This window comes from Microbacterium sp. PI-1 (genome assembly GCF_004337555.1).
Lineage (GTDB): Bacteria > Actinomycetota > Actinomycetes > Actinomycetales > Microbacteriaceae > Microbacterium > Microbacterium aurugineum.
On record NZ_SJYZ01000026.1, the window covers coordinates 13,412 to 39,015 of the forward strand.

At 68.3% G+C, this 25,604-nt stretch carries 22 protein-coding genes; 12 read left to right on the forward strand and 10 right to left on the reverse strand.

Going from position 1 to position 25,604, the window contains the following annotated elements; genetic code table 11:
* Positions 1–7 precede the first annotated feature (7 nt).
* The 4 genes from E0W80_RS16285 to E0W80_RS16300 all read left to right on the forward strand — a co-directional run bounded on the left by E0W80_RS16285 (position 8) and on the right by E0W80_RS16300 (position 6,190).
* On the forward strand, positions 8–1,561 hold the full coding sequence (locus E0W80_RS16285; RefSeq protein WP_131494080.1) for a PucR family transcriptional regulator ligand-binding domain-containing protein: 1,554 nt from the start codon (positions 8–10) through the stop codon (positions 1,559–1,561).
* A 162-nt stretch (positions 1,562–1,723) separates the two neighbouring features.
* Positions 1,724–3,763, forward strand: a complete 2,040-nt coding sequence (locus tag E0W80_RS16290; RefSeq protein ID WP_165875495.1) for a hydantoinase/oxoprolinase family protein — start codon at positions 1,724–1,726, stop codon at positions 3,761–3,763.
* A gap of 3 nt (positions 3,764–3,766) precedes the next feature.
* Entirely contained in the window at positions 3,767–5,521 is a 1,755-nt protein-coding gene (locus E0W80_RS16295; protein WP_131494083.1) for a hydantoinase B/oxoprolinase family protein, read from the forward strand.
* 90 nt (positions 5,522–5,611) lie between these two features.
* A complete protein-coding gene (locus E0W80_RS16300) occupies positions 5,612–6,190 on the forward strand; it encodes a hypothetical protein (protein ID WP_131494085.1) in 579 nt (192 codons plus the stop codon).
* 14 nt (positions 6,191–6,204) lie between these two features.
* Here the strand turns inward: E0W80_RS16300 and E0W80_RS16305 are convergent, their stop codons facing one another.
* Entirely contained in the window at positions 6,205–8,001 is a 1,797-nt protein-coding gene (locus tag E0W80_RS16305; protein ID WP_131494087.1) for an ABC transporter substrate-binding protein, read from the reverse strand.
* 196 nt (positions 8,002–8,197) lie between these two features.
* Between E0W80_RS16305 and purU the strand changes: the two genes are divergently transcribed.
* The 4 genes from purU to E0W80_RS16325 all read left to right on the forward strand — a co-directional run bounded on the left by purU (position 8,198) and on the right by E0W80_RS16325 (position 13,144).
* Positions 8,198–9,064, forward strand: a complete 867-nt coding sequence (purU, locus tag E0W80_RS16310; RefSeq protein WP_131494089.1) for a formyltetrahydrofolate deformylase — start codon at positions 8,198–8,200, stop codon at positions 9,062–9,064.
* A 35-nt stretch (positions 9,065–9,099) separates the two neighbouring features.
* Complete coding sequence (locus E0W80_RS16315; RefSeq protein ID WP_131494090.1) at positions 9,100–11,562, forward strand: FAD-dependent oxidoreductase; 2,463 nt, start codon at positions 9,100–9,102, stop codon at positions 11,560–11,562.
* 204 nt (positions 11,563–11,766) lie between these two features.
* Positions 11,767–12,648 carry a bifunctional methylenetetrahydrofolate dehydrogenase/methenyltetrahydrofolate cyclohydrolase gene (locus tag E0W80_RS16320; RefSeq protein ID WP_131494092.1) on the forward strand — a complete coding sequence of 294 codons (882 nt, stop codon included), beginning with the start codon at positions 11,767–11,769 and terminating at the stop codon, positions 12,646–12,648.
* Positions 12,649–12,685: 37 nt separating this feature from the next.
* Positions 12,686–13,144 (forward strand): GNAT family N-acetyltransferase, encoded by a 459-nt coding sequence (locus E0W80_RS16325; protein WP_131494094.1) that lies wholly within the window; start codon positions 12,686–12,688, stop codon positions 13,142–13,144.
* Between the two features lie 59 nt (positions 13,145–13,203).
* On the opposite strand, the gene E0W80_RS16330 is transcribed toward E0W80_RS16325, so the two are convergent.
* The 6 genes from E0W80_RS16330 to E0W80_RS16355 form a co-directional block, all read right to left on the reverse strand.
* A complete protein-coding gene (locus E0W80_RS16330; RefSeq protein ID WP_131494096.1) occupies positions 13,204–14,295 on the reverse strand; it encodes a sugar ABC transporter substrate-binding protein in 1,092 nt (363 codons plus the stop codon).
* Between the two features lie 79 nt (positions 14,296–14,374).
* Positions 14,375–15,871 carry a sugar ABC transporter ATP-binding protein gene (locus E0W80_RS16335; RefSeq protein ID WP_131494098.1) on the reverse strand — a complete coding sequence of 499 codons (1,497 nt, stop codon included), beginning with the start codon at positions 15,869–15,871 and terminating at the stop codon, positions 14,375–14,377.
* A complete protein-coding gene (locus E0W80_RS16340) occupies positions 15,868–16,845 on the reverse strand; it encodes an ABC transporter permease (RefSeq protein ID WP_131494100.1) in 978 nt (325 codons plus the stop codon). The genes E0W80_RS16335 and E0W80_RS16340 overlap by 4 nt, the downstream gene beginning before the upstream one ends.
* Positions 16,845–18,161, reverse strand: coding sequence for a Zn-dependent hydrolase (locus E0W80_RS16345; protein ID WP_131494102.1), 1,317 nt, complete (start codon positions 18,159–18,161; stop codon positions 16,845–16,847). Before E0W80_RS16345 ends, E0W80_RS16340 begins: the two co-directional genes overlap by 1 nt.
* A gap of 3 nt (positions 18,162–18,164) precedes the next feature.
* Complete coding sequence (locus E0W80_RS16350; RefSeq protein ID WP_131494104.1) at positions 18,165–19,088, reverse strand: cyclase family protein; 924 nt, start codon at positions 19,086–19,088, stop codon at positions 18,165–18,167.
* A gap of 56 nt (positions 19,089–19,144) precedes the next feature.
* Positions 19,145–20,674 carry a GMC family oxidoreductase N-terminal domain-containing protein gene (locus E0W80_RS16355; RefSeq protein ID WP_131494106.1) on the reverse strand — a complete coding sequence of 510 codons (1,530 nt, stop codon included), beginning with the start codon at positions 20,672–20,674 and terminating at the stop codon, positions 19,145–19,147.
* Positions 20,675–20,824: 150 nt separating this feature from the next.
* On the opposite strand from E0W80_RS16355, the gene E0W80_RS16360 reads away from it, so the two are divergent.
* A complete protein-coding gene (locus E0W80_RS16360) occupies positions 20,825–22,162 on the forward strand; it encodes a PLP-dependent aminotransferase family protein (protein WP_165875496.1) in 1,338 nt (445 codons plus the stop codon).
* 133 nt (positions 22,163–22,295) lie between these two features.
* On the forward strand, positions 22,296–22,511 hold the full coding sequence (locus E0W80_RS16365) for a dodecin (protein WP_131494109.1): 216 nt from the start codon (positions 22,296–22,298) through the stop codon (positions 22,509–22,511).
* Positions 22,512–22,529: 18 nt separating this feature from the next.
* Here the strand turns inward: E0W80_RS16365 and E0W80_RS16370 are convergent, their stop codons facing one another.
* Genes E0W80_RS16370 through E0W80_RS16380 form a run of 3 tightly spaced genes read right to left on the reverse strand, consistent with a single transcriptional unit; the run spans position 22,530 to position 23,899 of the window.
* Positions 22,530–23,030, reverse strand: a complete 501-nt coding sequence (locus E0W80_RS16370) for an HAD domain-containing protein (protein ID WP_131494111.1) — start codon at positions 23,028–23,030, stop codon at positions 22,530–22,532.
* Complete coding sequence (locus tag E0W80_RS16375; protein ID WP_131494113.1) at positions 23,027–23,416, reverse strand: hypothetical protein; 390 nt, start codon at positions 23,414–23,416, stop codon at positions 23,027–23,029. Before E0W80_RS16375 ends, E0W80_RS16370 begins: the two co-directional genes overlap by 4 nt.
* A 42-nt stretch (positions 23,417–23,458) precedes the next feature.
* Complete coding sequence (locus tag E0W80_RS16380; protein WP_131494115.1) at positions 23,459–23,899, reverse strand: hypothetical protein; 441 nt, start codon at positions 23,897–23,899, stop codon at positions 23,459–23,461.
* 191 nt (positions 23,900–24,090) lie between these two features.
* On the opposite strand from E0W80_RS16380, the gene E0W80_RS16385 reads away from it, so the two are divergent.
* Both E0W80_RS16385 and E0W80_RS16390 read left to right on the forward strand, forming a co-directional pair.
* On the forward strand, positions 24,091–24,375 hold the full coding sequence (locus E0W80_RS16385; RefSeq protein WP_131494117.1) for a helix-turn-helix transcriptional regulator: 285 nt from the start codon (positions 24,091–24,093) through the stop codon (positions 24,373–24,375).
* A 94-nt stretch (positions 24,376–24,469) separates the two neighbouring features.
* Positions 24,470–25,600 (forward strand): XRE family transcriptional regulator, encoded by a 1,131-nt coding sequence (locus E0W80_RS16390; RefSeq protein WP_131494119.1) that lies wholly within the window; start codon positions 24,470–24,472, stop codon positions 25,598–25,600.
* The last annotated feature ends 4 nt before the right edge of the window (positions 25,601–25,604 follow it).

Below are 25,604 nucleotides of genomic sequence, written 5' to 3' on the forward strand. Positions count from 1 at the left end.
TGGGGCGATGAGCGCGACTCTCCGGGAGCTGGTCGGGGCCGGATTCGGCATCGACCTGCTGGTCTCGCCCGAGGAGGACGTCGAGCTCTCATGGGCCCATGCCTCCGATCTGGAGGACCCGACGCCGTTCACCGAAGCCGGCCAGCTGCTGCTGACGACCGGTCGGCAGTTCGCCGAGGACTGGGGCCCGGCGCAATACGAGGCGTTCGTCGCTCGCCTCGCGCGCGCCCGCGTCGCGGCGGTGGGCTTCGGGACCGAGGTGTTCCGCGCCGGCACCCCTGCCGAGCTCGTCACCGCATGCGAGGGCGTCGGGCTGCCGCTGGTGGAGGTCTCCTACGGCACGCCGTTCATCGCGATCGGACGGTGGGTCGCCGATCGACAGCAGGCCGCGGCCCGCGCCCGGCTCGAGTGGGCCCTGAGCGCCCAAGCGGCCATCTCCAGCGCGGCGATCGGGGCTGGAGGGCTTGCGGATGCGGTCGAGCGTGCTGCCCGCCTCCTTCGCGCGAAGGTTTCGATCCTCGACAGAGACCTCGTTCCCATCGTGCGGCCACGGGGCGGCACCGGCACGCTGCCGCAGCCGGTCGCTCAGCAGGCGCGTCGCGTGCTTCGCGGGCGTCGGCGGGCGAGCCTTCAGCTGGAGGACGACGGCACTGTGCTGGTGATGCACACCCTCGGCCGGGGCGAGCGGCTGCGCGGAGTGCTCGTCGCCGAGCGCGACACGATCTTCGACGAGGCCGAGCGCTCGGCGCTGACGACGCTGATTGCGCTGGCGGAGGTGTCGCTCGTGCACATGGAGGACGTGCGCGAGAGCGTCCAGGCGCTGCTCGCGGAGCTGTTCGTCTTGCTCCGGGACGGTCGCATGGACATCGTGCGCAGTGCGATCGCGGGGCTTCCCGCCGGCCTGCCGGAGCGCCGCTTCCACGTGGTCGCCTTCGACGCCGGGGATACGGACGATGCGCTCCAGTCGAGCCTCGCCCAGCAGGCCGCGGATCCGGCCCATCGCACGTTCCATGTGCAGCACGGGGACCGGATCCTGTTCCTCGTCGACGTACGCCGTTGGGCAGCGGTTCGCTCTCAGATCGAGGCGGGCCGCACGCGAGCGGGCTTCTCGGAGGAGGTCGGCTGGGCGGCGCTGGACGCCGGCGTCCTGCAGGCCGTGCGATCCCTGGAGGCCGCGCCGCCGGGTACCGTCCGCACCTTCCGGGACGTGCTCCGGACGAGCGTCTCCGGGCTGCTCGCCGCGTCGTCGGTGCGAGAGGTCGCGCAGGCGCGGCTCGCGCCGGTCGTCGAGCGGACCGATGGTCGTCGCCTGCTCGCCGACGCCGCGATCTGGCTCGCCCGGAACGCCCAGTGGGATCCGGCCGCGCGCGAGATCGGGGTGCACCGGCACACGCTCAAAGCGCGGATGCAGGAGCTCGGCGGCCTGCTCGACATGGATCTGCAGCGGTTCCCCGCGCGCGCCGAGCTGTGGACCATGCTCGACGCACTGGGCGTCGTCGCCGGGGTGCAGACGTCACGCGACCGGGACGGCGTCGAGACGTCCGACCGGAACGTGCGGTGACGAGAACGTAACCACGGCTTTACGCGGCATACGTAATTCGACCGATGCCCGCGGATCGGCCCGCTCCTAGCTTTCATGCAAGTGCTCGGAGAGGTGCGCCGCGGTCGACCCGTCCCGGCGTGGACGCTGGTCCACCCTCTCCGCGATCAATGGAGAAGATGTATGTTTCGCATCGGAGTCGACATCGGCGGCACCTTCACGGACTTGTACGCGCTCGACGAGTCGAACCCCACGGCCGCCGGCGTCCGTACCGCGAAGGTGCTCTCGACCCCTGAGGATCTGTCGCTCGGCGTGCTGAACGCGCTGCGCACAGCGGGGATCGCCCCCCACGAGATCTCGACCATCGTGCACGGCACGACGGTCGCGACCAACGCTCTCATCGAGCGCAAGTACCCGGAGCCGGCGCTCATCACCACGGCCGGGTTCCGCGACGTCCTGGAGATCGGCCGGCAGCGTCGCCAGGCGCTCTACGACCCGTACCAGGTGAAGCCGCGGCCGCTCATCAGCCGCGCCAACCGCTACGCGGTCTCCGAGAAGCTCGGCTCCGACGGCGCTGTCGTGAAGCCGCTGGACGAGGCGGACCTGCGCGCGAAGGCGGAGGAGATCCGCGACCGCGGCATCCGCAACATCGCCATCGCGTTCATCAACGCCTACAACAGCGGCGCGCACGAGCGCCGCGCCCGCGACATCATCCTGGAGGTCATCCCGGATGCCACGATCGCGCTGTCCTCGGAGACGCGACCCAAGGTGCGCGAGCTCGGCCGGTTCGTCACGACGGCCATCCGCGCCGCCATGATGCCCGTCGTCGGCGACTACATGACCCGCCTCGAGACGAAGCTCGCGGAGGAGGGCTCGACGGCGCCGCTCTACATCGTGAAGAGCAACGGCGGCATGATGAGCGCGGCCAACGCGAAGGAGCACCCGGAGGAGCTGATCGAGTCGGGCCCGGCCGGCGGCGTCGCCGCAGGCGCGTATCTCGCCACCCTGCTCGACTCGCCGAACCTGATCGTCACCGACGTGGGCGGTACCAGCTTCGAGGCGGCGCTCATGGAGAACGGTCGCGGTCTGGTCACCGACGAGTACGAGCTCGAGTGGGAGATGCCCGTCATCGTGCCGATGCTGGACATCCGCAGCATCGGCGCCGGCGGCGGATCGATCGCGTGGATCGACTCGGGCGGCTCGCTGCGCGTCGGGCCGCAGAGCGCCGGGGCCGTTCCCGGCCCCGCCTGTTACGGGCGCGGGGGCGACAAGCCCACCGTCACGGACGCCAACCTCGTGCTCGGGCGCATCAGCCCCGATCTCAGCGGGAAGTTCACCCTCGACATCGCGGCGGCCGAGAAGGCGATCGCGACCGTCGCGGAGCCGCTCGGCATGACGATCCACGAGTGCGCCGAGGGCATCCTCGCGATCCTCTGCGAGAACATGGCCGGCGCGATCCGCATGGTCTCCAGCGACCGCGGCCGCGACCCGCGTGACCACGCGATGGTCGCGTTCGGTGGCGCCGGCGGCCTCAGCGCGTTCGAGACCGCTCGTGGCGCGGGCGTCGAGAAGGTCGTCGTCCCGCCCTACGGCGGTGTCGCCTGCGCGTTCGGCGCCATCACCATGGACGTCCGGCACGACCTCGACTCGACCTTCTACCACCCGCTGGCCGAGGTCGACATGGCGGCGTTCAACACGGCGCTCAACGAGCTCGAGGAGCACGCCCGCGAGCTGCTCGCAAGCGACGGGGCGAACTCCGAGTCGGTGACCGTGGATCGCTTCGCGGCGATGCGCTACATCGGACAGTCGTACGAGGTCACCACCCCGCTGCCTGACGGCGAGCTCACGGAGGCCTCGCTCGAGGAGATCAAGAAGGCGTTCTACGTGGCGCACGAGCAGGAGTACGGCGTCTACTCGGAGGAGTTCCCTGTCGCCGTCGTCAACCTGCGCATCACCGCGGTCGGCGTCACGCACAAGCCGGCGGCCTCCGCCATGGCCGGTGCCGCCACCAGTGGCGAAGGCAAGCCGAAGAAGCGTCAGGCGTACTTCGGTGGTCAGTTCGTCGAGATCGACGTCTACGACCCCGCCTCCACCAGCATCGGGCTCCAGGTCGACGGGCCCGCCATCATCGAGCAGGATCACGGCGGGGTCGTCATCCCGCCGGAGGCCAAGGCTCACGTCGACCAGTTCGGCAACATCATCGTCGAGAGCAAGGAGAACTGAGCCATGACCGAAACGACTCTGGACCGCAAGCTGGACCCGGTCACCTTCGAGGTGCTGCGCCGAGGCTTCGACTACGCGTGTGAGCGAATGTCCCAGGTGCTGCAGAAGGCGTCCTTCTCGCCGATCATCTACGACATGGTCGACTTCTCGAGCGCCGTGTTCGACCCCGATGTCGAGCTCATCGGACAGACGGCGAACTGCCCCGTGCACATCGCCGCCATGCACTACAGCGCCCGGGCGTCGCTCGCCAAGTTCCCGCGCGAGACGCTCCAGGACGGCGACGTCGTCGTGCTGAACGACCCGTACCTCGGCGGCACCCACACCCCGGATGTCACCCTCACCACGCCGATCTACCACAACGACGAGCTCGTGGCCTACGCCGTCAGCCGTGCGCACTGGACCGATGTGGGCCAGACGATGGACACGCACATCGCGGGCGAGGGATTCCGTCTTCCGCCAGTGAAGCTGGTGGCGGGCGGTGTCGTGAACCGCGACCTGATGGACATCATCAAGAACGGCACCCGCACCCCGCAGTACATCGAGGGCGACGTGCAGGCGCAGTTGGCCGCACTGTGGGCCTGCCGCGACGAGATGCGCCGTCTGGCCAACCGCTACGGTGTCGAGGTCATGCGCGAGGGCATGCGCGAGATCCTCGACTACACGCAGCGCCGCACCCAGAAGGCGATCGAGCAGATCCCCGACGGCGTGTACGAGGGCGAGGACTACATCGACAGCGACGGGTACAGCGATGAGCCGGTGCGTATCAAGGTCAAGCTCGAGGTCAACGGGGACCGCGTCCACGTCGACCTGACCGGATCCGACCGGCAGGTGCTCGGGCCGATCAACTCGCCCCTGGCCAACACCGCCTCGGCGATCTACTACTCGCTGAAGTTCTTCCTCGACCCGCACGCTCCGGCCAACGCCGGCATGTACCGCCAGATCGACTTCACGATCCCCGAGGGGACCTGGCTCAACCCGATCTGGCCGGCACCGACGCTCGGCTGCACCACCGCCGCGTCCTCGAAGGTCACCGGCGGGATCTGGTCGGCGATCGCCAAGGCGATCCCCGAGCGCAGCGTGGCGTCGACCTACGCCGACGCCAACTGGTTCACCGCGAGCGTGATGGACCCGGAGACCCGTGAGAACCACGTGTTCTCCGACCTGCCCGCCGGCGGCTGGGGCGGCACGCCGTTCAACGACGGCATGCACGTCACGATGGACCCGCTGGGCAACTGCCAGAACCTGCCCGCCGAGACGGCAGAGATGCTGTTCCCGCTGCGCTACAACTCGTTCGAGATGATCGAGGACTCCTCCGGTGCGGGCAAGTACCGCGGCGGCGCCGGCGTGCGCATGGAGGTGCAGTTCGTCGGCGACGGCCAGATCATCACGATGGAGTCGTCGCGCACCCGCGAAGGATCGCCCGGCACGAACGGCGGCGGATTCGGCAGCCGACAGAAGCAGCTGCGCCGCAAGGTCGACGGTTCGCTCGAGACCGTCGGCGGTCTCGACGACGAGGGCAACTGGCTCCCGCAGATGCTCGGCGGCATCCAGTTCAAGGCCGGCGAGTCGTTCGTGTTCGAGAGCGGTGGCGGTGGCGGCTGGGGCGACCCGCTCGAGCGCGACGCCGAGCTTGTCGCCCAGGACGTCCGCAACGAGCTCGTGACGCGTTCGCGTGCCGAGAGCGACTACGGCGTCATCCTGACCGACGACCTGCAGGTCGACGTGGCCGCCACGGAGCGGGCGCGCGCCTCGCGCTGACGTCGTCATCGGTTCGAGGGCCGGTGCATGTCTCCACGGGGCATGCACCGGCCCTCGACGCGCGGATCGAAGAACGTGAAGGATGTGAGCATGACCAATGGAACGGCGCTGTGGAAGGGCGACACCTGGAACCCGGGCTGGGGAGAGCTCTCGCTCGGACGGGATGGTGCTCTGTCGCTGAGCACGCCGGACGGCGTCGCCGAGACGCGAGTGGAGCTGGGCGCGTCGGCGTTCGTGGACACGTACGCGACGGAGGACTGGCTGGCCGCGGTGGGAGCGTCGGCGCACGAGCTCGTCCTCGGGCACCGCGAGGGGCCCCGGCTGGATGTGGCCGGGACGATTCCGCGGCTGGATCGCACGGGACGCGCCGGGTTCGATGCGCACGCGGTGCGTTTCCATCCCCGGGCGGACGGGGGCCAGTGCGTGCTGGCCTGGGAGATCGGGATCGCGTTGATCGACCCCGGGCAGGGTGTGGTGTGGAGCTTCGTCCACGACGATGTCGACCAGCGGGTGTTCGCGGTGACAGATCAGACCGTCGAGCTCGCCGGGGTGCGACGGGCCTTCTCGGTGGCGCTCGCGGACGGATCGGCGACGGTGCGGGTCGTGCACAGCAACCTCGACGTCGACCCGGAGGTCATGGCGGAATGGCGACGCGGCATCGGCCGCTGACGACGGGCGACCGATCAGGCGCGCGGCCGGCCCGCTGAGGTCCACGGCGGCGGTCGAAATCGACCCGAGGCGTACGGCTGCGGCGAGATCAGGATGTCTCGCCCGCCCTGGATCTGGAACGTCGCGTGCGCCTGTGCCAGGGACGGGTCGACCGATGTCTGGCCGAGGCTGCGCGTGCTGTGACCGAAGGTGTCGAACGTGTACGCCCCGTTGACGCCGCGATAGCGGGTCTCCAGCAGTCGCGCGCTCACATCGTCGCAGTCGTGCGGGTTCTCGACCTGCCCCCATGCCTGGGCGAGGATGTGGATCCGGTCGTAGGCGATCCCCGCGTGGGAGCGCCCCGGCGCCCTGCTGAAGCGCTGCTCGTACCGGCGGGCGAAGGCGATGCCGACGCTGTCCGAGTACGTGCCCGTCGTCGTCGCCCAGAGCACGCCCTCGGCGGCGTCGCGGAGCATCGCGTGGAAGATCGGCACCGACGGCGCATAGCTGGAGTAGATGAGCGCTTCGCCCGGCGCGGTCTGGAACGCCCGGATGAACTGGGCGTTGTCGGACGGGAAGTAGCTGCCGATCATCACGGCGGCGAGGTGCGACCGCTGCGCGGTGTGCGCCGCTTCGGCCCACGAGTCGTCGGGGTCGAGCCGGTCCCTCACCGGGATCGTCTCCAGCTCCCAGCCTGCCGCCACGGCGGCCTGCTGGGCCGCGCGGATGCCGAGATCCACGATCTCCCATCGGGACTGGTGCACGATGGCGATCCGTGACGATGACGGCACCCACTGCCCCGAATCGCGCAGCTCTGTGAGGAACGAGATGTAGCTGGGGGCGTAGTCGGAGTCGTTGGGGCTGAACTGGAATGCGCCGCGGAAGCGGTTCTCGTCGCCCGCGACCAGGCGCGCGAGGCGCACCGACGCGGAGGCGTGGAGGAATGGCATGCCCTCGCTGCTCGCCGCCTCGAGCGCCGTCGGCTGGTCGGCGAGATACCCGGAGGTGATGGCAGCGGGAGCCTGGCGGAGCAGCCGCTCCACGGCCTGGCGGATGCTGTGGCTGTCGTCGGCGTCGACCTCGGCGACATCCATGCGCAGCTCGCGTCCCTGCACGCCGCCGCGCCGGTTGATCTCCTCGAGCGCCAGGGTCGCTCCGTTGAGCATCTCGACGGCATCGTGGTGAGCCCGTCCCTGCAGGGGAATGAGGGCGCCGATACGCAGAGGCGGAGCGGTGAGCGAGATGCGCACGCCGTGGGGCCGGCGGGGCGCGCGCTGGCCGGCCGACCGCACCATCCGCCCGACGCGGAGGCGCTCGAAATCGGAGGCGGGGCTGAGGAACGGGAGCACCGTGAGGCCCATGTCGAGGGCGGCCGTCGCCACGGCCGAGCGACTGGAGACGGCGAACTTCCGCATGATGTGGTCGACGTGGGTCGTGACGGTGCGGCCGCTCACACCCAGGGCCTCCGCGATGTCGGCGTTCGAGAGACCGCCGACCAGCAGGGTGGCGATGTCGAGCTCCCGCCTCGTGAGGCCCAGCGGAAGCACGTCCACGCGGTGCGCGGACACGTGCGCGGCCTCGTCGTCGCCCCGAGTCGACTTCTGGATCGTCACGCCCAGCAGCCGGGACGTCCCGTCTCCCGCCCACAGGAACTCGACGCGGGTGAGGCCCTCGGCGAGGAAGCCGAGTGCGAGGTCGACCAGCTCGGCGGGCAGCGCGGCGGAGGCGGTCGTGGACTGCGGGGCGGCGTGAACCTCGCCGTCCGACGATACCCGCGCCTCGAACGCGCCGGACGCCCGGCGGTCGAAGGGACCGTCATCCGGGTGGTTCATAGCGTCCTCCGCAGGCGGTTCGGGAAGCCGGGGCCGCGGTTCAGGCCTGACGAGACCTGAACAGTATCGCGGTGAGGCGCACAGACGATCCTGTTTCACAGTACGAAGATCGACTGAACATTGTTCTACAGGCGGATTCTCTGACGGGGTCGGCTCTCCTACCTTGGTGCCAACTGACCCGTGAGAGAGGTGACAGATGGCCGTCGAAGGCGTCGAGTCGAGGATCGTGCTGACACTCGAGTGTGCAGACCAGCTGGGGATCGTCCACGCGGTGACGGGGTTTCTCGCAGAGCACGGATGCAACATCACCGACAGCCAGCAGTTCAACGACGCCCGCGCCGAGCGCTTCTATCTGCGCATCGAGGCGACGCACCCCGCCACGGTGACCGTCGACCAGCTGCGGACCGGCTTCGATTCCCTGGCCGGGCAGCTCGGCATGACCTGGCGGCTGGACGACGCGGCCGAGCCGACGCGGACCATCGTGATGGTCTCCAAGACGACGCACTGCCTCAACGAGCTCCTGGAGCAGTGGCACGATGGGCAGCTGAACATCGACATCGTCGCGATCGTCGGCAATCACGACGACCTGCGGCCCATCGCGGAGCAGCAGGGCATCCCGTTCCACCTGATCCCCGTCACCCCGGAGACGAAGCCGGCCGCCGAAGCGACACTGCTGGGCCTCATCGACGAGCTCGACGCGGAGCTGATCGTCATGGCCCGGTACATGCAGATCCTCAGCGATGACCTGTGCGCTCGACTGCCGCAGCGAGTGATCAACATCCACCACTCGTTCCTGCCCGGCTTCAAGGGCGCGCGTCCCTACCACCAGGCGTGGGACCGCGGCGTGAAGTTCGTCGGCGCCTCGGCGCACTACGCCACGGCGGACCTGGACGAGGGCCCGATCATCGAGCAGGAGGTGTTCCGGGTCGATCACCGCGCCACCCCCGAGGACCTCGTCGTCGCGGGCCGGCAGGCCGAGCGCGCCGCACTCGCTCGCGCCGTCGCGTGGCACGCCGAGCGCCGGATCATCGTCACCGGCCGCCGCACCGTCGTCTTCAGCTGAGCAATCGGCTGCTGTCTGCAAGCAAAGGAGTTCTCATGGAACGCATGGTCGACCGCACCATAAGCGCGGCCGCATTCACCGACTCGGCGCACGGTCCGCTGCCGGCGCGCGCACGCGTCGTCATCGTCGGCGGTGGCGTGGTCGGCACGAGCATCGCGCATCACCTTGCGGAGGCCGGCGAGAAGGACGTGCTCCTGCTCGAGGCGAACGTGCTGGGCAGCGGCACCACGTGGCATGCCGCCGGGCTCGTCAACGGCGCGCGCGCGTCGACGACGCTCACGCAGCTGTCGAAGTACAGCCGAGACTTCTACACGCGTCTGGGCGACCTCGCCGACGTCGACCTCAACTGGGTGGAGTGCGGGTCGCTCTCGATGGCCCGCACCGACGGCCGTGTCGACGAGCTGCACTACCAGCTCAACGTGGCACAGCAGGGCGGGGTGGAGGCTCGCTTCCTCGACGAGAAGCAGCTGCTCGAGCAGTGGCCGCTCGTGAACCCCGCCGGGGTGAAGGCAGCGCTGCTGATCCCCGGGGACGGAACCATCAACCCGGGATACGCGGCGATCGCGTTCGGCAAGCTGGCTCACGCCGCCGGCGTGCAGATCCGCGAGGGCGTGCGCGTCGAATCGCTGATCGTGAAGGACGGACGCGCGGTCGGCGTGCGCACGTCGCAGGGTGACGTCGAGGCCGACACGGTCGTGCTCGCGGCAGGCCTGTGGACGCGGGATCTCGCTCGCACGGCCGACGTCTCGGTGCCGCTCTACGCCGCGGAGCACGTGCACGTGCGCACGAACCCGGTCGAGGGTTCCGTGCCGACCCTGCCGATCCTGCGCGACCTGGACGCGAGCTACTACATCCGGCACGAAGAGGGACGCTTCCTCGTCGGCGCCTTCGAGCCGGACGGCAAGCCCGTCGCCGTGAGGGACATCTCGAGCGGCGGATTCGCCGAGTTCGACGCGGACTGGGAGCACTTCGAGTCGGTCCGCGTGCAGGCCGAGCGCACCGTCCCCGCCGTGCAGCGGGCCGGCTTCGAGCGCTTCCTCAACGCGCCGGAGAGCTTCACCCCGGACGCGAACTTCCTCCTCGGCGAGACCGGCGAGGTCGAAGGGCTCTTCGTCGCCGCCGGCATGAACTCGCAGGGCATCATCTTCGCGCCCGGCATCGGACGCGAGCTGGCCGCCTGGATCCTCGCGGGCACGCCGCAGTTCGACGCCTCGGCGGTCGACGCACGCCGGTTCTCGCGGCATCAGGACAATCGTCGCTACCTGCACGACCGCACCCGCGAGGGCCTCGGGCGCCTGTACGCCATGCACTGGCCGAACCTGCAGATGTCGACCGGCCGGAACGTGCGCCGCTCCCCGCTGCACCACCGCGTCGCCGCGCTCGGCGCCGTGTTCGGCGAGATCAATGGCGGTGAGCGTGCGAACTGGTACGACCCAGCCCAGGCTCCGGTGGAGTACAGCTACCGTCGCGCCAGCTGGTTCGAGCACGTCGCGGAGGAGCACCGCGCCGCGCGCGAGAACGTCGTCCTGTTCGACCTCAGCCCGTTCGCGAAGGTGTTCGTCGAGGGCCCCGACGCGCTGGACGTCGTGCAGCGCACGTTCACCTCCGACCTCGACGTGCCGCTGAACCGCGCCGTGTACACGCTTCAGCTCAACGAGGCCGGCGGCATCGAGCTCGACGTCACCGTCACCCGGCTCGAGGAGAGCAGGTTCCTCGTGGTCGCCCCCAGCGCGACACGCGACAAGACGCTGTCGATCCTGCGCCGCGCCGCGGCGGGAACCTCAGCCGCCGTCTTCGATGCGACCTCCGCGTTCGCGACGATCTCGGTGAACGGACCGAACGCGCGCCGGCTGCTCGAGAACGCCTCTCCGGAGGACTGGTCGGATGAGGCGCAGCCGTTCCTCGCAGGGCGCTGGGTCGAGATCGCGGACGGATACGCGTACGCGCTGCGCGTGAGCTTCACGGGCGAGCTCGGCTACGAGATCTACGTCTCGTCCGACCTCGCCGAGAACGTCTACGACGCCCTCTGGGACGCCGGGCAGGAGCTCGGCGTCCGACCCGCGGGGTACTTCGCGCTCGACTCGCTGCGCAGCGAGAAGGGCTTCCGCCACCTCGGTCACGACATCGGGCCTGTCGACGACCCGAAGTCGGCCGGGCTCTGGTTCACCGTCTCGCTCGACAAGAAGGCCGACTTCATCGGACGCGCGGCGATCAGCGGCGACCTCACACGAAAGCACCGCGTGGTCTACGTCGGGATCACCGACCCGGAGCCGCTCCTTCTGCATGACGAGACCATCTATCGAGACGGCACGGCCGTCGGTCGGGTGACGAGCGGCAACTACGGGCACTCGCTCGGAGGCGCCGTCGGCCTCGCCGTCGTCGCGCCCGGCACGCCCCTCGACGGCACGTGGGAGGTGGAGGTCGGCCCCACCCGGTACTCGATCGAGGTGTCGCCGAAGCCGTTCTACGACCCGACGGGCAGCCGCATGCGCGGGTGATGCTCGTGGTTCCGCCTGTCGCTCGGGCGGGGCCACGACCGACGTGGAGCTGACGGTTCTGCCTGGTGAGTTCAGCCCACGTCTCAGTGAGTGCGCCGAGGGGTCGGCGCACTCCGAGCGGGTCGCTTCGCCGGCTGTCTCCTGCGAAGCGACCCGCCTCGTCTTCCGCCCTCGGGCGGATCCGTCGACCGAGGTGAGGATCAGATGACCGCGCAGAAGCTGGATGGAGTCGCCACCGCGAAGGCGATCAAGGAGGAACTGGCCCAGCGCGTCGCCGCGCTCAAGGAGAAGGGCGTCACGCCGGGCATCGCGACGGTGCTCGTCGGCGCGGACCCGGCGTCGCAGCTGTATGTCGGGATGAAGCACAAGCAGTCGGTGGCGATCGGGATGAACTCGATCCAGCGCGAGCTGCCCGCCGATGCGACGCAGGAGCAGGTCGAGGCGCTGATCGACGAGCTCAACGCGGATCCGACCTGCCATGGCTACATCGTGCAGCTGCCGCTGCCGAAGCACATCGACACGGATGCGATCCTCGAGCGCATCGACCCGGCCAAGGACGCCGACGGCCTGCACCCGACCAACCTCGGTCGCCTCGTGCTGAACGTGAACCAGCCGATCGCGACGCCGTTGCCGTGCACGCCGCGCGGCGTGATCGAGCTGCTCACGCGCAACGGCTACGACCTCGAGGGCAAGCATGTCGTGGTGGTCGGCCGCGGCGTGACGATCGGGCGCCCGATGGGCCTGCTGCTCACGCGCAAGGACGTCAACGCCACCGTGACGCAGGTGCACACCGGCACGCCCGACATGGGCCCGTACCTGCGTCAGGCCGACGTGATCGTCGCCGGCGCCGGCGTCAAGCACCTGATCACGGCCGAGGACGTCAAGCCCGGCGCCGCCGTGCTCGATGTGGGCGTCACGCGCGAGGACGACCCGGAGACCGGCAAGCAGAAGGTGTACGGCGACGTCCACCCGGACGTGGCCGAGGTCGCGGGCTACCTGTCGCCGAACCCCGGCGGCGTCGGGCCGATGACCGTCGCCCTGCTGATGACCAACGTCGTCGAGGCCGCGGAGCGCGCACACCGTTAGGTTGTCGGCACACGGCGCGACGAGAAGAGGCGAGACGATGAGCATCGATGTCCGCGAAGTGACAGAGTCCGACGCGCCGCAGTGGCGCGGCCTCTATGCCGGGTACCGCGACTTCTATCACCTGCCAGAAGACGCAGACGCAGTCGAGACGACCTGGCGATGGGTGTCGCAACGCGAGCACGGCATGATCGGCCTGGTGGCCGTCGCCAAGGCTGACGGTTCGCTCCTCGGTCTCGCCAACCTCCGTCGCTTCGCGCGGCCGTCGTTCGCCGCGACGGGCCTGTACCTCGACGACCTCTTCACCGCGCCATCCGCCCGCCGCCGGGGCGTGGCCGACAGCCTGCTCCGCGCGGCACGGGAACGTGCGGCAGCAGAGGGAGCCAACGTCGTGCGGTGGATCACCGCGGCCGACAACACCACCGCGCGCAGCCTGTACGACCAGGTCGCGACGGCGACCTCTTGGGTGACGTACGACATGAAGCCAGAGGGCGGCTGACTCGGCCAGACGGCGGCCCTGAGAGGATCCTGTCAAGGCCGCCGTCTGCATGGGGCCTCTCAGCAGCCTTCGAGGAACTGAGCGGTGAGATCCTGTGTCAGATCCGCATCGCCGATGTTGTCCGCCGTGTAGATGTTGCTCGGCACGATGTACTCGGCGTCGACCTCAAGCCCGCTCAGCGCGCGCAGCGCGACGGCGGCGCCGAGTTCGCCCATGTAGGCGGAAGGCACTCCGGCCACGAGAGGCACCTGCCCCGACTCGACCAGTTCGATATCGCTGCAGGATGTCAGGATGCCCGATCCGACGAGCACCTCACCTGTGGCGCCGGCGGCCTGAATCGCATTGACGGCACCGACGGCTTGTGACACCACCGAGGTGAGCACACCCCCGACATCAGGCTGGGCTACGAGCGCGTTCTGAACGATGTCCTGCACCTTCGTGGGATCGAAGTCGGACGGGCACTCGGAGACCGCGATGCTCAGCCCCGGCATGTCGGCGACCGCATCCTCCGCCCCCTTCTGCAGGTCGCGCTGGTACTGACCTCCACAGCCTCCGAAGGCAGTGACGAGCTGCCCTTCGCCGCCGAGCATCGTTCCGATCGCGGTGGTGAGGTTGTAGGAGTCCTGGACGAAATCCGTCTGGATCGTGCTGATCGCACCCTCGAAGTTGGTCGTCTGAACCCAGTTCAGCACCTTGATGCCCTGCGCGTCCGCCTGCTGGAGCGCCGGCACCACGGCGTTCGGGTCGGTAGCCCAGACGATCATGATGTCCGGATCGGTGGTGATGGCGGTCTGAATCTGGTTGATCTGCTTGTCGATCTGCGAATAGCCGCCCGCATCGTAGAGATCGACGTCCAGGCCGTGCTCGGCGCCGAACGCGGCGAGAGCCTCCGTGTACGAGATCGCGTCGCCCTGCTGCTGCTGTGCGACGAAGACGGCCGCCTTGAACGGTTCAGCGGGCGTCTCGGGGACCTCGGGAAGCGTGCGCTCGTGAAGCACGCCGACATCGGGCACCTCCTCGCTGGAAGCGGCGCCCGTGCCGCCCGATCCGGGCGAGGAACAGCCCGCGAGCAGCAAGGCGGCGGCGATGCCGCCGACGGCGAATGCACGGACGGCAGCCCGGGCGGTATGGGTGGGTGTGGTGGATCGCATGAGCACTCCTGTCGAGTCGGGTGATGCGGGGTGGGGGTCTCTTGAATGGGTTGCCTGGATCTGACGGCGGCGCTCTCCGTCACACCTCGGAGTGCGCCGGAAGCTGCGCGGCCAAGAGCTTCTCCTCGGTCGCGTCCTCGGCAGCGAGAACCGTCGAGATGCGGCCCTCCCGGATGACCACGATGCGGTGGCACATCCCCATCAGCTCGACCATGTCCGACGACGAGAGGACGATCCCGAGGCCGTCTGCGGCCAGCTGTGCGAAGTGACCGTAGATGTCCGCGCGTGCGCCGACATCCACGCCCGCGGTCGGCTCGTCGCATACGAGAAGAGCGGATGCCGCGACGAGGGCCCGCGAGAGGATGGCCTTCTGCTGATTGCCACCGGACAGCGTCAGAATGCCGTTCCGGTAGTTGTCCGTCTTGACACCGAGTCGCGTGCCGGCGGCCACCGCCTCTCGCATCTCGGAGCGGGCCTTCACCCAGCCGAGACGTGAGAACTTCCAGATCGACGACTGGCTCACCGTGCGGGCGATCGAGTGCTGGTCGATGACCGCCTGCCGCCGCCGATCCGGCGGCACGAAGGTGATCCCGGCCTTGACCGCGCGGGCCGGGCTGGGATTCTCGAGGATCACCCCAGCGAGCTCGAGTGACCCCTCCATCGGCTTCTCCACGCCGGCGAGCAGCCGGGCGAGTGTGTCGCGCCCGGAGCCGTCCAATCCGGCGATCCCGACGACCTCGCCGGCCATGACCTCGAACGATGGCACGTCGACGAGCCCGTCCACGCTCCGCAGGTTCCTGGCGGCGAGCAGGACCGACTCCCGGGGTGCGGCGAGAGTCGGGAACAGCGCCTCCGGCTCCCTGCCGATCATCAGTCGGATGATCTGCTCCTCGCTCTGCGGCTCCGTACCCGTGTAGGTGAGCCGACCGTCCTTCAGCACCGAGAGCCTGTCGCACATGCGCTGCACTTCGGCGATTCGGTGGCTGATGTACACGATCCCGATGCCCTGCGAGCGCAGCGTGTCGATCTGTGCGAGGAGATGCTCGGTCTCGGCGTCTCCGAGGGCCGCGGTCGGCTCGTCGAAGATGAGCAACCGCGACTCGTTCGAAAGCGCCTTCGCGATGGCGACCAGTTGCTTGCCCGCGATGGTGAGCGATCCGGCAAGAGCGTCTGGGGAGATCTCGGCCTGGATGGCCTCGAGCCAACGCCGGGCCACGCGGCGCGCGTCGCCCCCGAGCACACCGGGCATGACGCGCCGCTCGTGTCCGAGCACGATGTTCTGCGCGACGGTGAGCTCGGGAACCAGGGCGCTGTCCTGGTGGATCGTGCCGATGCCGTGATGGATGGCATCCGCGGGGCCGGCGAACGACGCCTCCGCGCCGTCCAGGAGCATGCGGCCGCCGGTGGGCCGGATCACGCCCGAGAGCAGCTTGACCAGGGTCGACTTCCCACTCCCGTTCTCACCCATCAGCGCGTGGATCTCGCCGCCGTGGAAGTCGAGCGACACCTCGCTGAGCGCACGTGTCTCGCCGTAGCTCTTGCTGAGCCCCTCGACCGACAACGTCAGGGGACTCATCGGGTGACCGATCGTCCGCGCAGCATGCCGAGTGCCACCGCGGCCGCCATGAGGAGGCCGGTGATGATGACCTGGATGTGGGAGTTGACGGAGTTCAGGTCGAGGCCGTTGCCGATGATCCCGATGAGGAGGACGCCGAGCAGAACTCCGAGGATGCTTCCTCTTCCGCCACCCCAGGCGACACCGCCGATGAAGACCGCGGCGATCGTGGTGATCTCTATGCCTGCGCCCAGGTCAGGCAAGCCCGACCCGGTGCGGGAGGACAGCGCGATCGCCGCGACGGCGACGAACACGCTGTTGAGCACGTAGGTCGCGACCGTGTACGGCTTGACCTTGATGCCCGAGAGGCGAGCGGCCTCGCTGTTGCCGCCGATGGCGATCGCGTAGCGGCCGAGAGCGGCGCGATTGAGCAAGAGGGCTCCGAGGATCATGACCGCGGCCGCGAGCAAGGCGATCGACGGGATGCCGAGGAACGAGCCCGTGCCGAGCGCGGTGTAGGCGGGGTCGAAGTTGCGACGCGGTTGACCGCCGGTGAGAACCAGACTGAGCCCGGTGAGCACCTGGAGCATCGCAACCGTTGTGATGATCGGAGACACCTTCACCCAGGCGATCATGATGCCGTTGACAAGCCCGATCAGCGCTCCGAGACCGACCACGAGCAGCAGAGCTGCACCGTACGGCACGGCATGAGACAGATCGACGGCGACGATCGAGAGGAACCCGACCTGTGCGGCGATCGAGATGTCGATGCCCCCGGAGATGATGACGAAGGTCTGCCCCACGGCGAGGATCGCGAGTACCGCGATCGAGGAAGCCAGGTTCGACACGTTCCGGCCGCTGAGGAACACCGGTGCCGTGATCGCGAAGTAGGCGATCACGAGGACGACGATGCCTCCGAGCACGGCATGCTCGCCGGTGACGAGCGCCTTGAATCCACCAGGGAGGGTTCGAGTGTTGCCGGTGAGTGCGGACATCAGGGCTTCCTTGCTGTCGTGGATGCGCGGCGCACCTCGGACTGGCGTGGCGGCGACTGCTCCGCGGCGGAGGTCGTCTCTTCGGGATCGTTCGCCAGCGCCAGAGTGGCGTCGGCGAACACCGCCGCCGTGGCGAGGATGGCCGGCCAGGGTGCATGTTCGGACTCCGCGTGGGACACGCCATCGGTGGTTCGGGTGAACAGCATGGCTGTCGGTCCCATCGATGCGAGATGCAGGCTGTCGTGTCCGATGTGACCGCGGGTGGTGAGCCAGGCGACCTGCCGTTCCTCGGCGATCCAGCGGAGGAGGGACTGGATGCGGACGTCGAACGGCTCACTGCGCATCGCCCAATCGCGATGCACTCGGATGGTGGTGCCCTCTTCTGCTGCAATCGCGTCGAAGAGGTCGATGATCTCCGCGACGTGTCCTTCGAGCTCATCGTCGGAGCCGCTTCGGATGTCGAGGCCGAAACGCACGATGTGAGGGATGACGTTGTTCGAGCCGGGTTCCACCTCGACGCGTCCGACCGTTGTCTTGAAGCCGCCGGCAGCGACGGCACGGTCGCGGGCCGCTGTGATCATGCGCGCTGCGGCGACGACCGCTTCTCGGCGCCCTCCAGGCCCGGGCCCTCCTGCATGACCACCGATTCCGTGGACCTCGATCGTGCACCATCGGACGGGCTCGATGTGCGGAACGATGCCGACATCGTGGCCCGTGCCGTCGAGTTGGACGCCCTGCTCGATGTGCGCCTCGAGGGCCGCATGGAAGCGCGTCAGGCGGTTGCCCGCCTCACCGAGATAGCCGATGGCCGCCAGCGCATCGCCGACCCGCACACCGCTCGCGTCGACACGATCGTGCAGATACGCGACGTCCCAGGCACCCGAGACCAGACCCGACCCCAGCATCGCAGGAGGAAATCGAGCGCCCTCCTCGCCCATCCAGTTGACGATCTCGATGGGACGTGGCGTCGTGAGGGACGCGTCGTTCAGCAGCGCGACGGTCTCCAGCGCGATGGCGATGCCGAGGATGCCGTCGAAACGACCGCCCGGCACCACGGTGTCCAGGTGCGACCCGATCACGACGGGCGCGAGCCCGCGGACGGTCCCTTCCCGCCGCGCGTACATGTTCCCGGCGTCGTCGACGCGTATGTCGAGCCCGAGCGTCGTCGCGACGTCGGCGAAGCGGTCGCGAGCCACCTTGTCGAACTCGGAGAGCGCGGGGCGCGAGACCCCGCCTGCGGGGGTGCCGCCGACGTCCGGAGCAGAGAACAGGTCGAGCCAGTGCTGGAGACGGGTCTCGTCAGGGTGGAGCGTCATGCCTTACTGCTTCGCGAGGGGCATGGCGATGACGCGGATCGGCGATGCGGACGCTCCCTTGAGCTTCAGCGGCAGCGCGACGATCGCGAACTCGTAGACCTTCTCGGCCGCGAGCTCTTCGCAGTTCACGACCTCGATCACGGTGACCCCGGCCTCGTTGAAGAGGTACATGTGAACCGGGATCCACGTCGACTCGTTCGCCGAGGGAAGCTGCTCGATGGCCACGTTGTCGGATCCGATGAGCATGGCGCCCTGCTCGACGAGCCATTTCGCGCCCTCGAGATTGAGACCGGGCTCATCGGAGAGGAAGGCTGCGGAGTCCGGCCACTTCCGGTACTGGCCGGTGCGCACGAGCACGACGTCGCCCGTCTGGATCGTGACACCCTGCTTCTCGGCCGCGCCGCTGAGGTCCTCGGCGCCGATGCCGTACGACGGCGGCAGGATGTCGACTCCCTTGTAGCCCGCGACATCGAGCAGCACGCCACGCGCGACGATCGGCGGGATCGTGTCGACCCCGCACTTCTCCCACGTGCGGTTCCCGACATGCTCGTGCGCGTGGTAGCCGTTGTAGATCACGCCGTGGCAGCCGAAATGGTTGAGCGCATCGATGTGCGTGCCGGAGTGCGTGTACATCGAAATCGCATCACCGGTGTAGCTGGTGAGCTTGTTCGCCTCGTCATCCAGGCCAAGCGGGTTGGTCACCACGTCGCCCTCGGGATCGTGCGTCTTGTAGATCTGATAGGCCGGGTCGCCCAGCGAGCTCCAGGTCGGCATGCCGACGAAGTAGTCGCAGGACAGATCGAAGACGCGGCTGCCGTCGACGCGCGACATGACCGCGGCTCGCGACTCCGGGGTGATGTGGTTGAGGGCGCCGATCTCGTCGTCGGGGCCCCAGGGGCTGGTCGCGACGGTGAACTCGTGGGACATGGTGTTGCCTTTCGCTAGGTGTTGGGTGGCGCGCGTCGCCGCGCTCTCGGTGTGGTTCAGCTGGCCGCGTCGAAGGCCTTCGCGAGCTTCTCGGCGATGAGGACGGTGGTCGGATTGATGGCGACCCGCGGGAGGACGGGGATGATCGAGGCGTCGATCACGGACAGCCCGTGGAGACCGTGGACGCGCCCCGCGACGTCGACGACGGCGCCTGGGTCACCGGGGACGCCCATCCGGCACGTGCCGGACGGATGGTTGTAGTGGGTCACCGCCCGTTGCACTGCGTCGACGAGGTCGGCGTCTTCGACCGTCGCGCCGGGGGCGCGCTCTTCGACGAGATAGTCCGCCAGAGGTGTCTGCTGCGCCAGTCGGCGTGCCAGGCGCACGCCTTCGGCCACGATCTCCGCATCGGCCGGGTCGCCGTAGAGGTTCAGCTCGATCTGTGGAGCGGTGTTCGGGTCAGCATCCGCGAGACGCACTCGACCACGCGACCGTGGCCGCATGTTCGAGACGAAGATGACGAAGTCGAAGCCGGTCGGGTGATCCGCTGCGGGCGGAACGTACTGCGGCGGGACGTCCTCGGCGGGCAGGAGCGAAGACGGGATCAGGTGCAGGTCGTAGTCCCGTTCCTCGTCACGGATCCTGTAGCTGAGGCAGCTCTGGAAGATCGTGTCGACCTTCGCGTCCGAGGGTTTCGCGGCGTAGATGTTCCAGAACACAGGGTGTTCCATGAGGTTGCGTCCCACCCCGGGAAGCTCGTGACGCACTGCGATCCCGTGCTCGGTCAGATCGTCCGCAGCGCCGATACCGGACCGCATGAGAATGGCCGGGGAGTTGAACGCCCCCGCCGCGAGGATCACGTGCCCGGCGCGCAGTTCCTCGCCGGACGAGAGGACGACTCCGACGGCACGGTCGCCTTCCAGGAGAACCCGATCGACAAGGGTGCGCCCGCGGATCTGGAGATTGGGACGCTCACGGACCGGATTGAGATAGGTCAGCGCGAGGCTCTCGCGCACACCGTCAGCCTGGTTGCGAGGAACGATTCCGAAGCCCGGCGCCGTGGGTGCGTTCACGTCGTCGACCACCGGTATCGAGAGCGCTCGACAGGCCTCCGCGAATGCCCGCGCAGTTGGGGCGACTTCGTCCCACCCAGGCCGCGTCACGCGGAACGGACCGTCCGTGCCGTGCCAGGTGGCGTCCCCGCCGAGATCGGTCTCCATCTCCTTGTAGAGCGGCAGCACGTCCTCCCAACCCCAGCCGGTGAGCCCGCGTTCCGCCCATTCGTCATGGTCGGCCGGTCGCGCTCGCATCGCGAACGCGTAGTTCGTGGCAGAGGATCCGCCGATGAGCTTTCCGCGAGGAAGGAAGACCGGTCGCTCTGGCGTGCTCTGGTCCGCGGCCACGTAGCCCCAGTCGTGCGACATCGGAGGGAGTTTCGCGTCGAGGATCTCGACGGGGGTCGTCTCGGGCGTCGAGTAGTCCGGGCCGGCCTCGAGGAGCAGAACCGACCGCTCCGGGTTCTCACTCAACCTCCGGGCGAGCACGCACCCCGCGGTGCCGCCGCCAACGATGATCACGTCGATCATTTCCACGCCTCCTTGCGTCCAAACCAGTGGACACGCTGTATTCGACTTTGTCAATGATTAATCTCGGTGATGTCGTGATCAATGCGGCGAGGTTACAAGTCGGTTTCCCATGAACGCGGCGGCTCGGCCCGTCGGGCATACGATGAGCTGGTGGATACGCTCGATCGGATCGTCGGCAGCGTCGAGGACAGATCGGCGAGGGGGGTCGCGAGCGCTGTCACGCAATTGATCGCGGCCGGCATCATCCCCCCGCGAGAGCGGATGCCCACCACGCGGGTCATCGCAGATCGGCTCGGCTTGAGCGCCGGCTCGATCAGTGATGCGTGGAAGATGCTTGTGGCAGATGGGCTACTGGAGACCCGCGGTCGCCAGGGCACATTCGTCGTAGACCCGGAGGCTTCGACCCCCTGGCGCCAGTTCCGCGGGGTGCAGGGCGCGGAGATACGGCTCGATCTCTCCACCGGTTTTCCCGATCCCGAGCAGCTCATCGACATCCGTCCACACCTGCGACAGCTCGCCGATGGTCCCGCGTATCGGGGCTATCCCGCCGACGAGCTCGACCCACTGCTCGCCGAAGCGCTGCGACCGCACGTGCCCTTCATGCCTGCGCCTGACAACACGCTCCTTGCAACGCACGTCCTCGGCGCTCTGTCCGAAATCTTCCCTGTGATCGGCCCGCCCTCGACGAAGGTCATCGTCGCCCAACCCGAGTTCGCGCCGTACGTCGACCTGCTCGAGCGCTACCGGCTCGAGCCGGTAGCCGTACCACTGACCGACGAGGGGCCAGAGCTGGCGGCCGTGGAGCGAGCCGTCAACGCCGGAGCGCGAGCCATCATCCTGCAGCCCCGCGTGCACAACCCGTCCGGGATCGTGACATCACGGCGCCGCCTTCGCGCCATTGCAGAGCTGTGCGCGATGCATGACGTGTGGATCTTCGACGGCGACTTCTATGGCGATCTGCTGCCCGTGCCTGCGATGAGCGCCGCCGAATGGGCACCCGCTCACACGTTGTACGTCAAGGCGTTCTCGAAGGACATCCATCCGGACATCCGCGTGGCCGTCCTCATCGGCGCCCCGAAGCTGATCCGTGAAGCACATCGCAGACGCGTCGGCGGTTACGAGGTCAGCCGCCTCAATCAGGATCTCCTTCGGCTGCTCCTCAACGATCCGATGCGTCGCGCCCACCTGAAAACCGTGAAGGAAGAGTACGCGCGACGCCAGCAGACGTTCGTCGACGTCCTCGCCGAGCACGGCATCCAGATCCCGCACGGCGGGGGCTTCAATGTCTGGGTGCCGGTGCGATCTGAGGGAGACGCCCTCGTCTATCTCGCTTCGAAAGGCATCGGTGTGGCTCCAGGAAGCGCCTTCCAGGTCGGCGGAGTCAACGATCCCCATATACGCGTATCAACGGCTGCGATCACCGGCGATGTCGCGGACGTTGCGCGCGAGATCGCGGTTGCGTCTCAGGTAGGTCGCACGAAGCGCTGAGACCGATGCGAGCACGCGACGCACAGCCAATCGCTGCTCATGCGAAGCCCACCGGCCTACCGCCTGGCGCCGTGCGCGAGCAGACTGAGCGTGGCCGCCACCCCACACGGCCCTTCGGATGAAGGAGACAATGATGTCGCATAGGACCTATAGCGTGAGCGAGATTGTCGGAACGTCGCCCGACGGCACCGACGCGGCAATCCGCAGCGCGCTGGAGCGCGCGTCGGCGACGGTTCGCAACATCGAGTGGTTCGAGGTGGTGTCCACGCGCGGCCACGCAGACGAGAGCGGTGTGTTGCACTTCCAGGTGACGCTCAAGGTCGGCTTCCGCCTCGAAGACCCCTCGTGAGCTGAGCACCGAGCGGCCTCACTCGAGATGGGCGTCGATGAAGTCCCGGATGCGTTGGACGTGCTCGCACGTGAGCCCGACGTGCAGCTGCGGGCGCAGGATCAGGTGCGGGATGCCGAAACGCGTCTCGACGCGGCGTGCCGTGCCACTGGCGGCTCGGTCGTCGGCCCAAATCACGGCCTGGGGTTGGATCTGCTCGACGTAGGCGAGGAGGCTACGGCTGCGCCAGCCGCTGCGCGGCCAGTCGACCCACGGCACGAGCGCACCGCTGAGGCGGCCACGTAGCGGCGACTCGTTGGCGAGCCAGTCGAGCTCAGCGTTGCTCGAGGCCCACGAGGTCAGCCAGGCGACCTCGACCCCTGGGCGTCTGGCCTGCTCGTCGAGCGCGTGGATGACCGGCTCGTCCAACGGCAGCACGCGTGCCCAGCCGGGGTCGTCGCGGTGTTCGTCGTACTCGTGGTCGCGGAGAACACGTGAGATCGTGCCGTCGACGTCCAGCACCATGAGAACGGAAGTCACCGTTCCTCCTGCTCACCCGATTCGACGATCTTCTCGTGAAGGTGCGTCTCGCACAGCGTCCACGTCCACATCCGGATCGTGTATTGCTTCGCCGGCGCCCCACACTCTTCGCAGGTCTCGATGCTCTCCCACGACGCGGCGAGGATCGCTTCGTCGAACGCAGGCAGGTGCAGCGACCCGTCCGCGGACGGATACGCGTAGTACGACAGCGAGCCGAACTTCGACTTGCACTGGTGCAGCACGTAGTCCGGGGCAATGGCCGCAAGCTGCTCGTCGAGACGCGCCAGTAGCGAATACCAACCGGAGCCGACATCGATCCACGCGGGCCAGCCCGGCGCGAACCGGTCGACGATCCGACGGATCGCGGGCGGGAAGTCCTCAGTCATGAGCTCACTCTCTCGATGCTCGCGGGGCGGGCGAACGCGGTGTCACGCGGAACGATAGATCTCACGACGGACACCAGCACGTCCGCGGGCGAGCTGGCGCTGCCGGGATCGTTCCCGGAATTGTCGCCCGACGCGAAGGCTGCCGGTGACGTCCTTGTCCCAGCTGATCAGCGCACGACGCCGCCACTCGATGGTCACGTGTCCGCGGAAGCCGGTGACGGCGCGCCGGCGCGCGAAGAAGTCCAGCCCCGGCGGGAACGGTCCGGGCAGCCCGTTCGAGTCGGGGAGCAGATGTGCGAAGAGCTCCGAGAACGTCGGCCCGGCACCGGTACGACGCCGGGTCTGGGCGATGAAGATCGCCGCGGAGAGGGCCCATTCGTCGGCGGTGTCGTCGCCCGTGAACTCCTCGAAGAGGTAGACCCATTGCGCCGGTGGCGGGGCCGAGATCCCCCGCCACCAGATCGGATACGGGTCAACAGCCACGTCCACCATCACCTTCGCGGTCGCACGCACGGGCCGGGCCCGCGACGCGACCGAAGGCCATCGGGACCGGCAGCACACGTGCAAGGGCAGCGGAGAGATCCGACGGAGACGATGATTGTTTCGTATGGCCTCACGAATTATGCCATACCGAATAGGCCATACGAACGAGCATCGGTCTCGAGCCTTGATGGGTGGCCAGGCGTGACGATGACATCGATGCGCAATGGAGTGCATACGTCCAGCGGCTCGCGACCGCCCTCCGCCGCGCACGCGAAGAGGCCGGCCTCAGTCAAGAGGACGTCGCATACCGCGCCGGACTCACGCGCTACACCTACCAGAAGTACGAGAAGGGCGAGTCGCGGCCGGCCACCCCTGCCAATCCGACACTTCGCTCGATCCTCGCCTTATCCCAGGTCCTCGACATCCCCCTCGCGGATCTCGTCCCCGACGACGCGCCGGACCTCCGCAACCGCTGACCGAAACGCATCACCGCGGGTTCAACGAGCTGGCCGCGCTTGCGCCGTTACCACGGAGTTGCGATTTTCGCAATCTTCTGCGAAGCTGGGAAATATGGAAGCGGGGGGCCTCATCGGGCGTGTCACAGAGGTGCTCACACGCAGCGGTCTCAGCAAGAAAGAGTTCGCCGATCGAATCGGGATCGACGGTTCGAAACTTGCGAAGTCGCTCGCCGACAGGCGTCGTTTCACGTCGCTCGAGCTGGCACTGATCGCGGAGCTCGACGGGACGACAGTCGATTGGCTGCTGACGGGCGATGCGACGCGGGAGATCGTGTTCGCTCATCGTGCGGCCGAGCACGCCGTCGAAGCCGGCGACCTCGTGGGCCGCGAGGCGATCGAGCAGTTGGTCGAGCGCGCTGAGGGCCTGACGTTTCTGGGGCGTGAGCTCCCGGCGCCCGATCTGCCGCGGCCGCCGTCTGGTCGTGGCTGGCTGAAGCAGGCGAACACCCTCGCTTCGCGCTATCTCGAGGCCTTCGGCGGGCCAGTCGGTGGCTTGTCGAACACGGAACTGATCGGTCGCATCGAGGATCGGTTCGGAATCGATGTCGTCGTCACCGATCTTCCGGATTCATGTGACGGTCTCTCCTTCTCCGATGGCGGCGCGCGCGCGATCATCCTCGCGACGACTGAGGCGCCCTTCCGCCAGCGGTTCACACTCGCCCATGAGCTCGCGCATGTGGCGTTCGGCGACTCGCATGACGAGGTCATCGAGGAGCGGCTGTACGCGACGAAGACGACAACGGAGAAGCGGGCGAACACCTTCGCCGCCACGTTCCTCGCCTCGCGTTCGGAGATCCTCGACGTCTGCGGTGCCCGCAGCCCGGTGGACGCGTTCGATGAGCTGGTGCTGCATTTCCAGTTGTCGCCCGATTCGATGTCGTGGCGGCTATTCAACGAAGAGATGATCGATGCGCCCACGCAGCGGCGACTTGCCGGCACGACCGCGCGGTCGATCGCGATGCGCGCGGGACGCGCTGCTGAGCACACGGACCGGGCACGCCTCGCCCAACACGCGCGACCGGCGCAGCGACTCGTCGACGCCTACCTGGAGGCCTACCGCGACGGGCTCACGACACTTCGCCCAGCCGCCAGCCTGCTCGGCATGTCCGTGGACCAGCTCGCCGCATACTTCGTCGAGAGCGCATCGGAGGACGACGTCGCCGCGTTCGAGGTCGACGACTGAGCGG

What these genes read in the sequence shown, in the direction of transcription:
- E0W80_RS16285 (WP_131494080.1), top strand. Translation starts at nt 8, where the DNA reads ATGAGCGCGACTCTCCGGGAGCTGGTCGGGGCCGGATTCGGCATCGAC.
- E0W80_RS16290 (WP_165875495.1), top strand. Translation starts at nt 1,724, where the DNA reads ATGTTTCGCATCGGAGTCGACATCGGCGGCACCTTCACGGACTTGTAC.
- E0W80_RS16295 (WP_131494083.1), top strand. Translation starts at nt 3,767, where the DNA reads ATGACCGAAACGACTCTGGACCGCAAGCTGGACCCGGTCACCTTCGAG.
- E0W80_RS16300 (WP_131494085.1), top strand. Translation starts at nt 5,612, where the DNA reads ATGACCAATGGAACGGCGCTGTGGAAGGGCGACACCTGGAACCCGGGC.
- E0W80_RS16305 (WP_131494087.1), bottom strand. Translation starts at nt 8,001, where the DNA reads ATGAACCACCCGGATGACGGTCCCTTCGACCGCCGGGCGTCCGGCGCG.
- purU (WP_131494089.1), top strand. Translation starts at nt 8,198, where the DNA reads ATGGCCGTCGAAGGCGTCGAGTCGAGGATCGTGCTGACACTCGAGTGT.
- E0W80_RS16315 (WP_131494090.1), top strand. Translation starts at nt 9,100, where the DNA reads ATGGAACGCATGGTCGACCGCACCATAAGCGCGGCCGCATTCACCGAC.
- E0W80_RS16320 (WP_131494092.1), top strand. Translation starts at nt 11,767, where the DNA reads ATGACCGCGCAGAAGCTGGATGGAGTCGCCACCGCGAAGGCGATCAAG.
- E0W80_RS16325 (WP_131494094.1), top strand. Translation starts at nt 12,686, where the DNA reads ATGAGCATCGATGTCCGCGAAGTGACAGAGTCCGACGCGCCGCAGTGG.
- E0W80_RS16330 (WP_131494096.1), bottom strand. Translation starts at nt 14,295, where the DNA reads ATGCGATCCACCACACCCACCCATACCGCCCGGGCTGCCGTCCGTGCA.
- E0W80_RS16335 (WP_131494098.1), bottom strand. Translation starts at nt 15,871, where the DNA reads ATGAGTCCCCTGACGTTGTCGGTCGAGGGGCTCAGCAAGAGCTACGGC.
- E0W80_RS16340 (WP_131494100.1), bottom strand. Translation starts at nt 16,845, where the DNA reads ATGTCCGCACTCACCGGCAACACTCGAACCCTCCCTGGTGGATTCAAG.
- E0W80_RS16345 (WP_131494102.1), bottom strand. Translation starts at nt 18,161, where the DNA reads ATGACGCTCCACCCTGACGAGACCCGTCTCCAGCACTGGCTCGACCTG.
- E0W80_RS16350 (WP_131494104.1), bottom strand. Translation starts at nt 19,088, where the DNA reads ATGTCCCACGAGTTCACCGTCGCGACCAGCCCCTGGGGCCCCGACGAC.
- E0W80_RS16355 (WP_131494106.1), bottom strand. Translation starts at nt 20,674, where the DNA reads ATGATCGACGTGATCATCGTTGGCGGCGGCACCGCGGGGTGCGTGCTC.
- E0W80_RS16365 (WP_131494109.1), top strand. Translation starts at nt 22,296, where the DNA reads ATGTCGCATAGGACCTATAGCGTGAGCGAGATTGTCGGAACGTCGCCC.
- E0W80_RS16375 (WP_131494113.1), bottom strand. Translation starts at nt 23,416, where the DNA reads ATGACTGAGGACTTCCCGCCCGCGATCCGTCGGATCGTCGACCGGTTC.
- E0W80_RS16390 (WP_131494119.1), top strand. Translation starts at nt 24,470, where the DNA reads ATGGAAGCGGGGGGCCTCATCGGGCGTGTCACAGAGGTGCTCACACGC.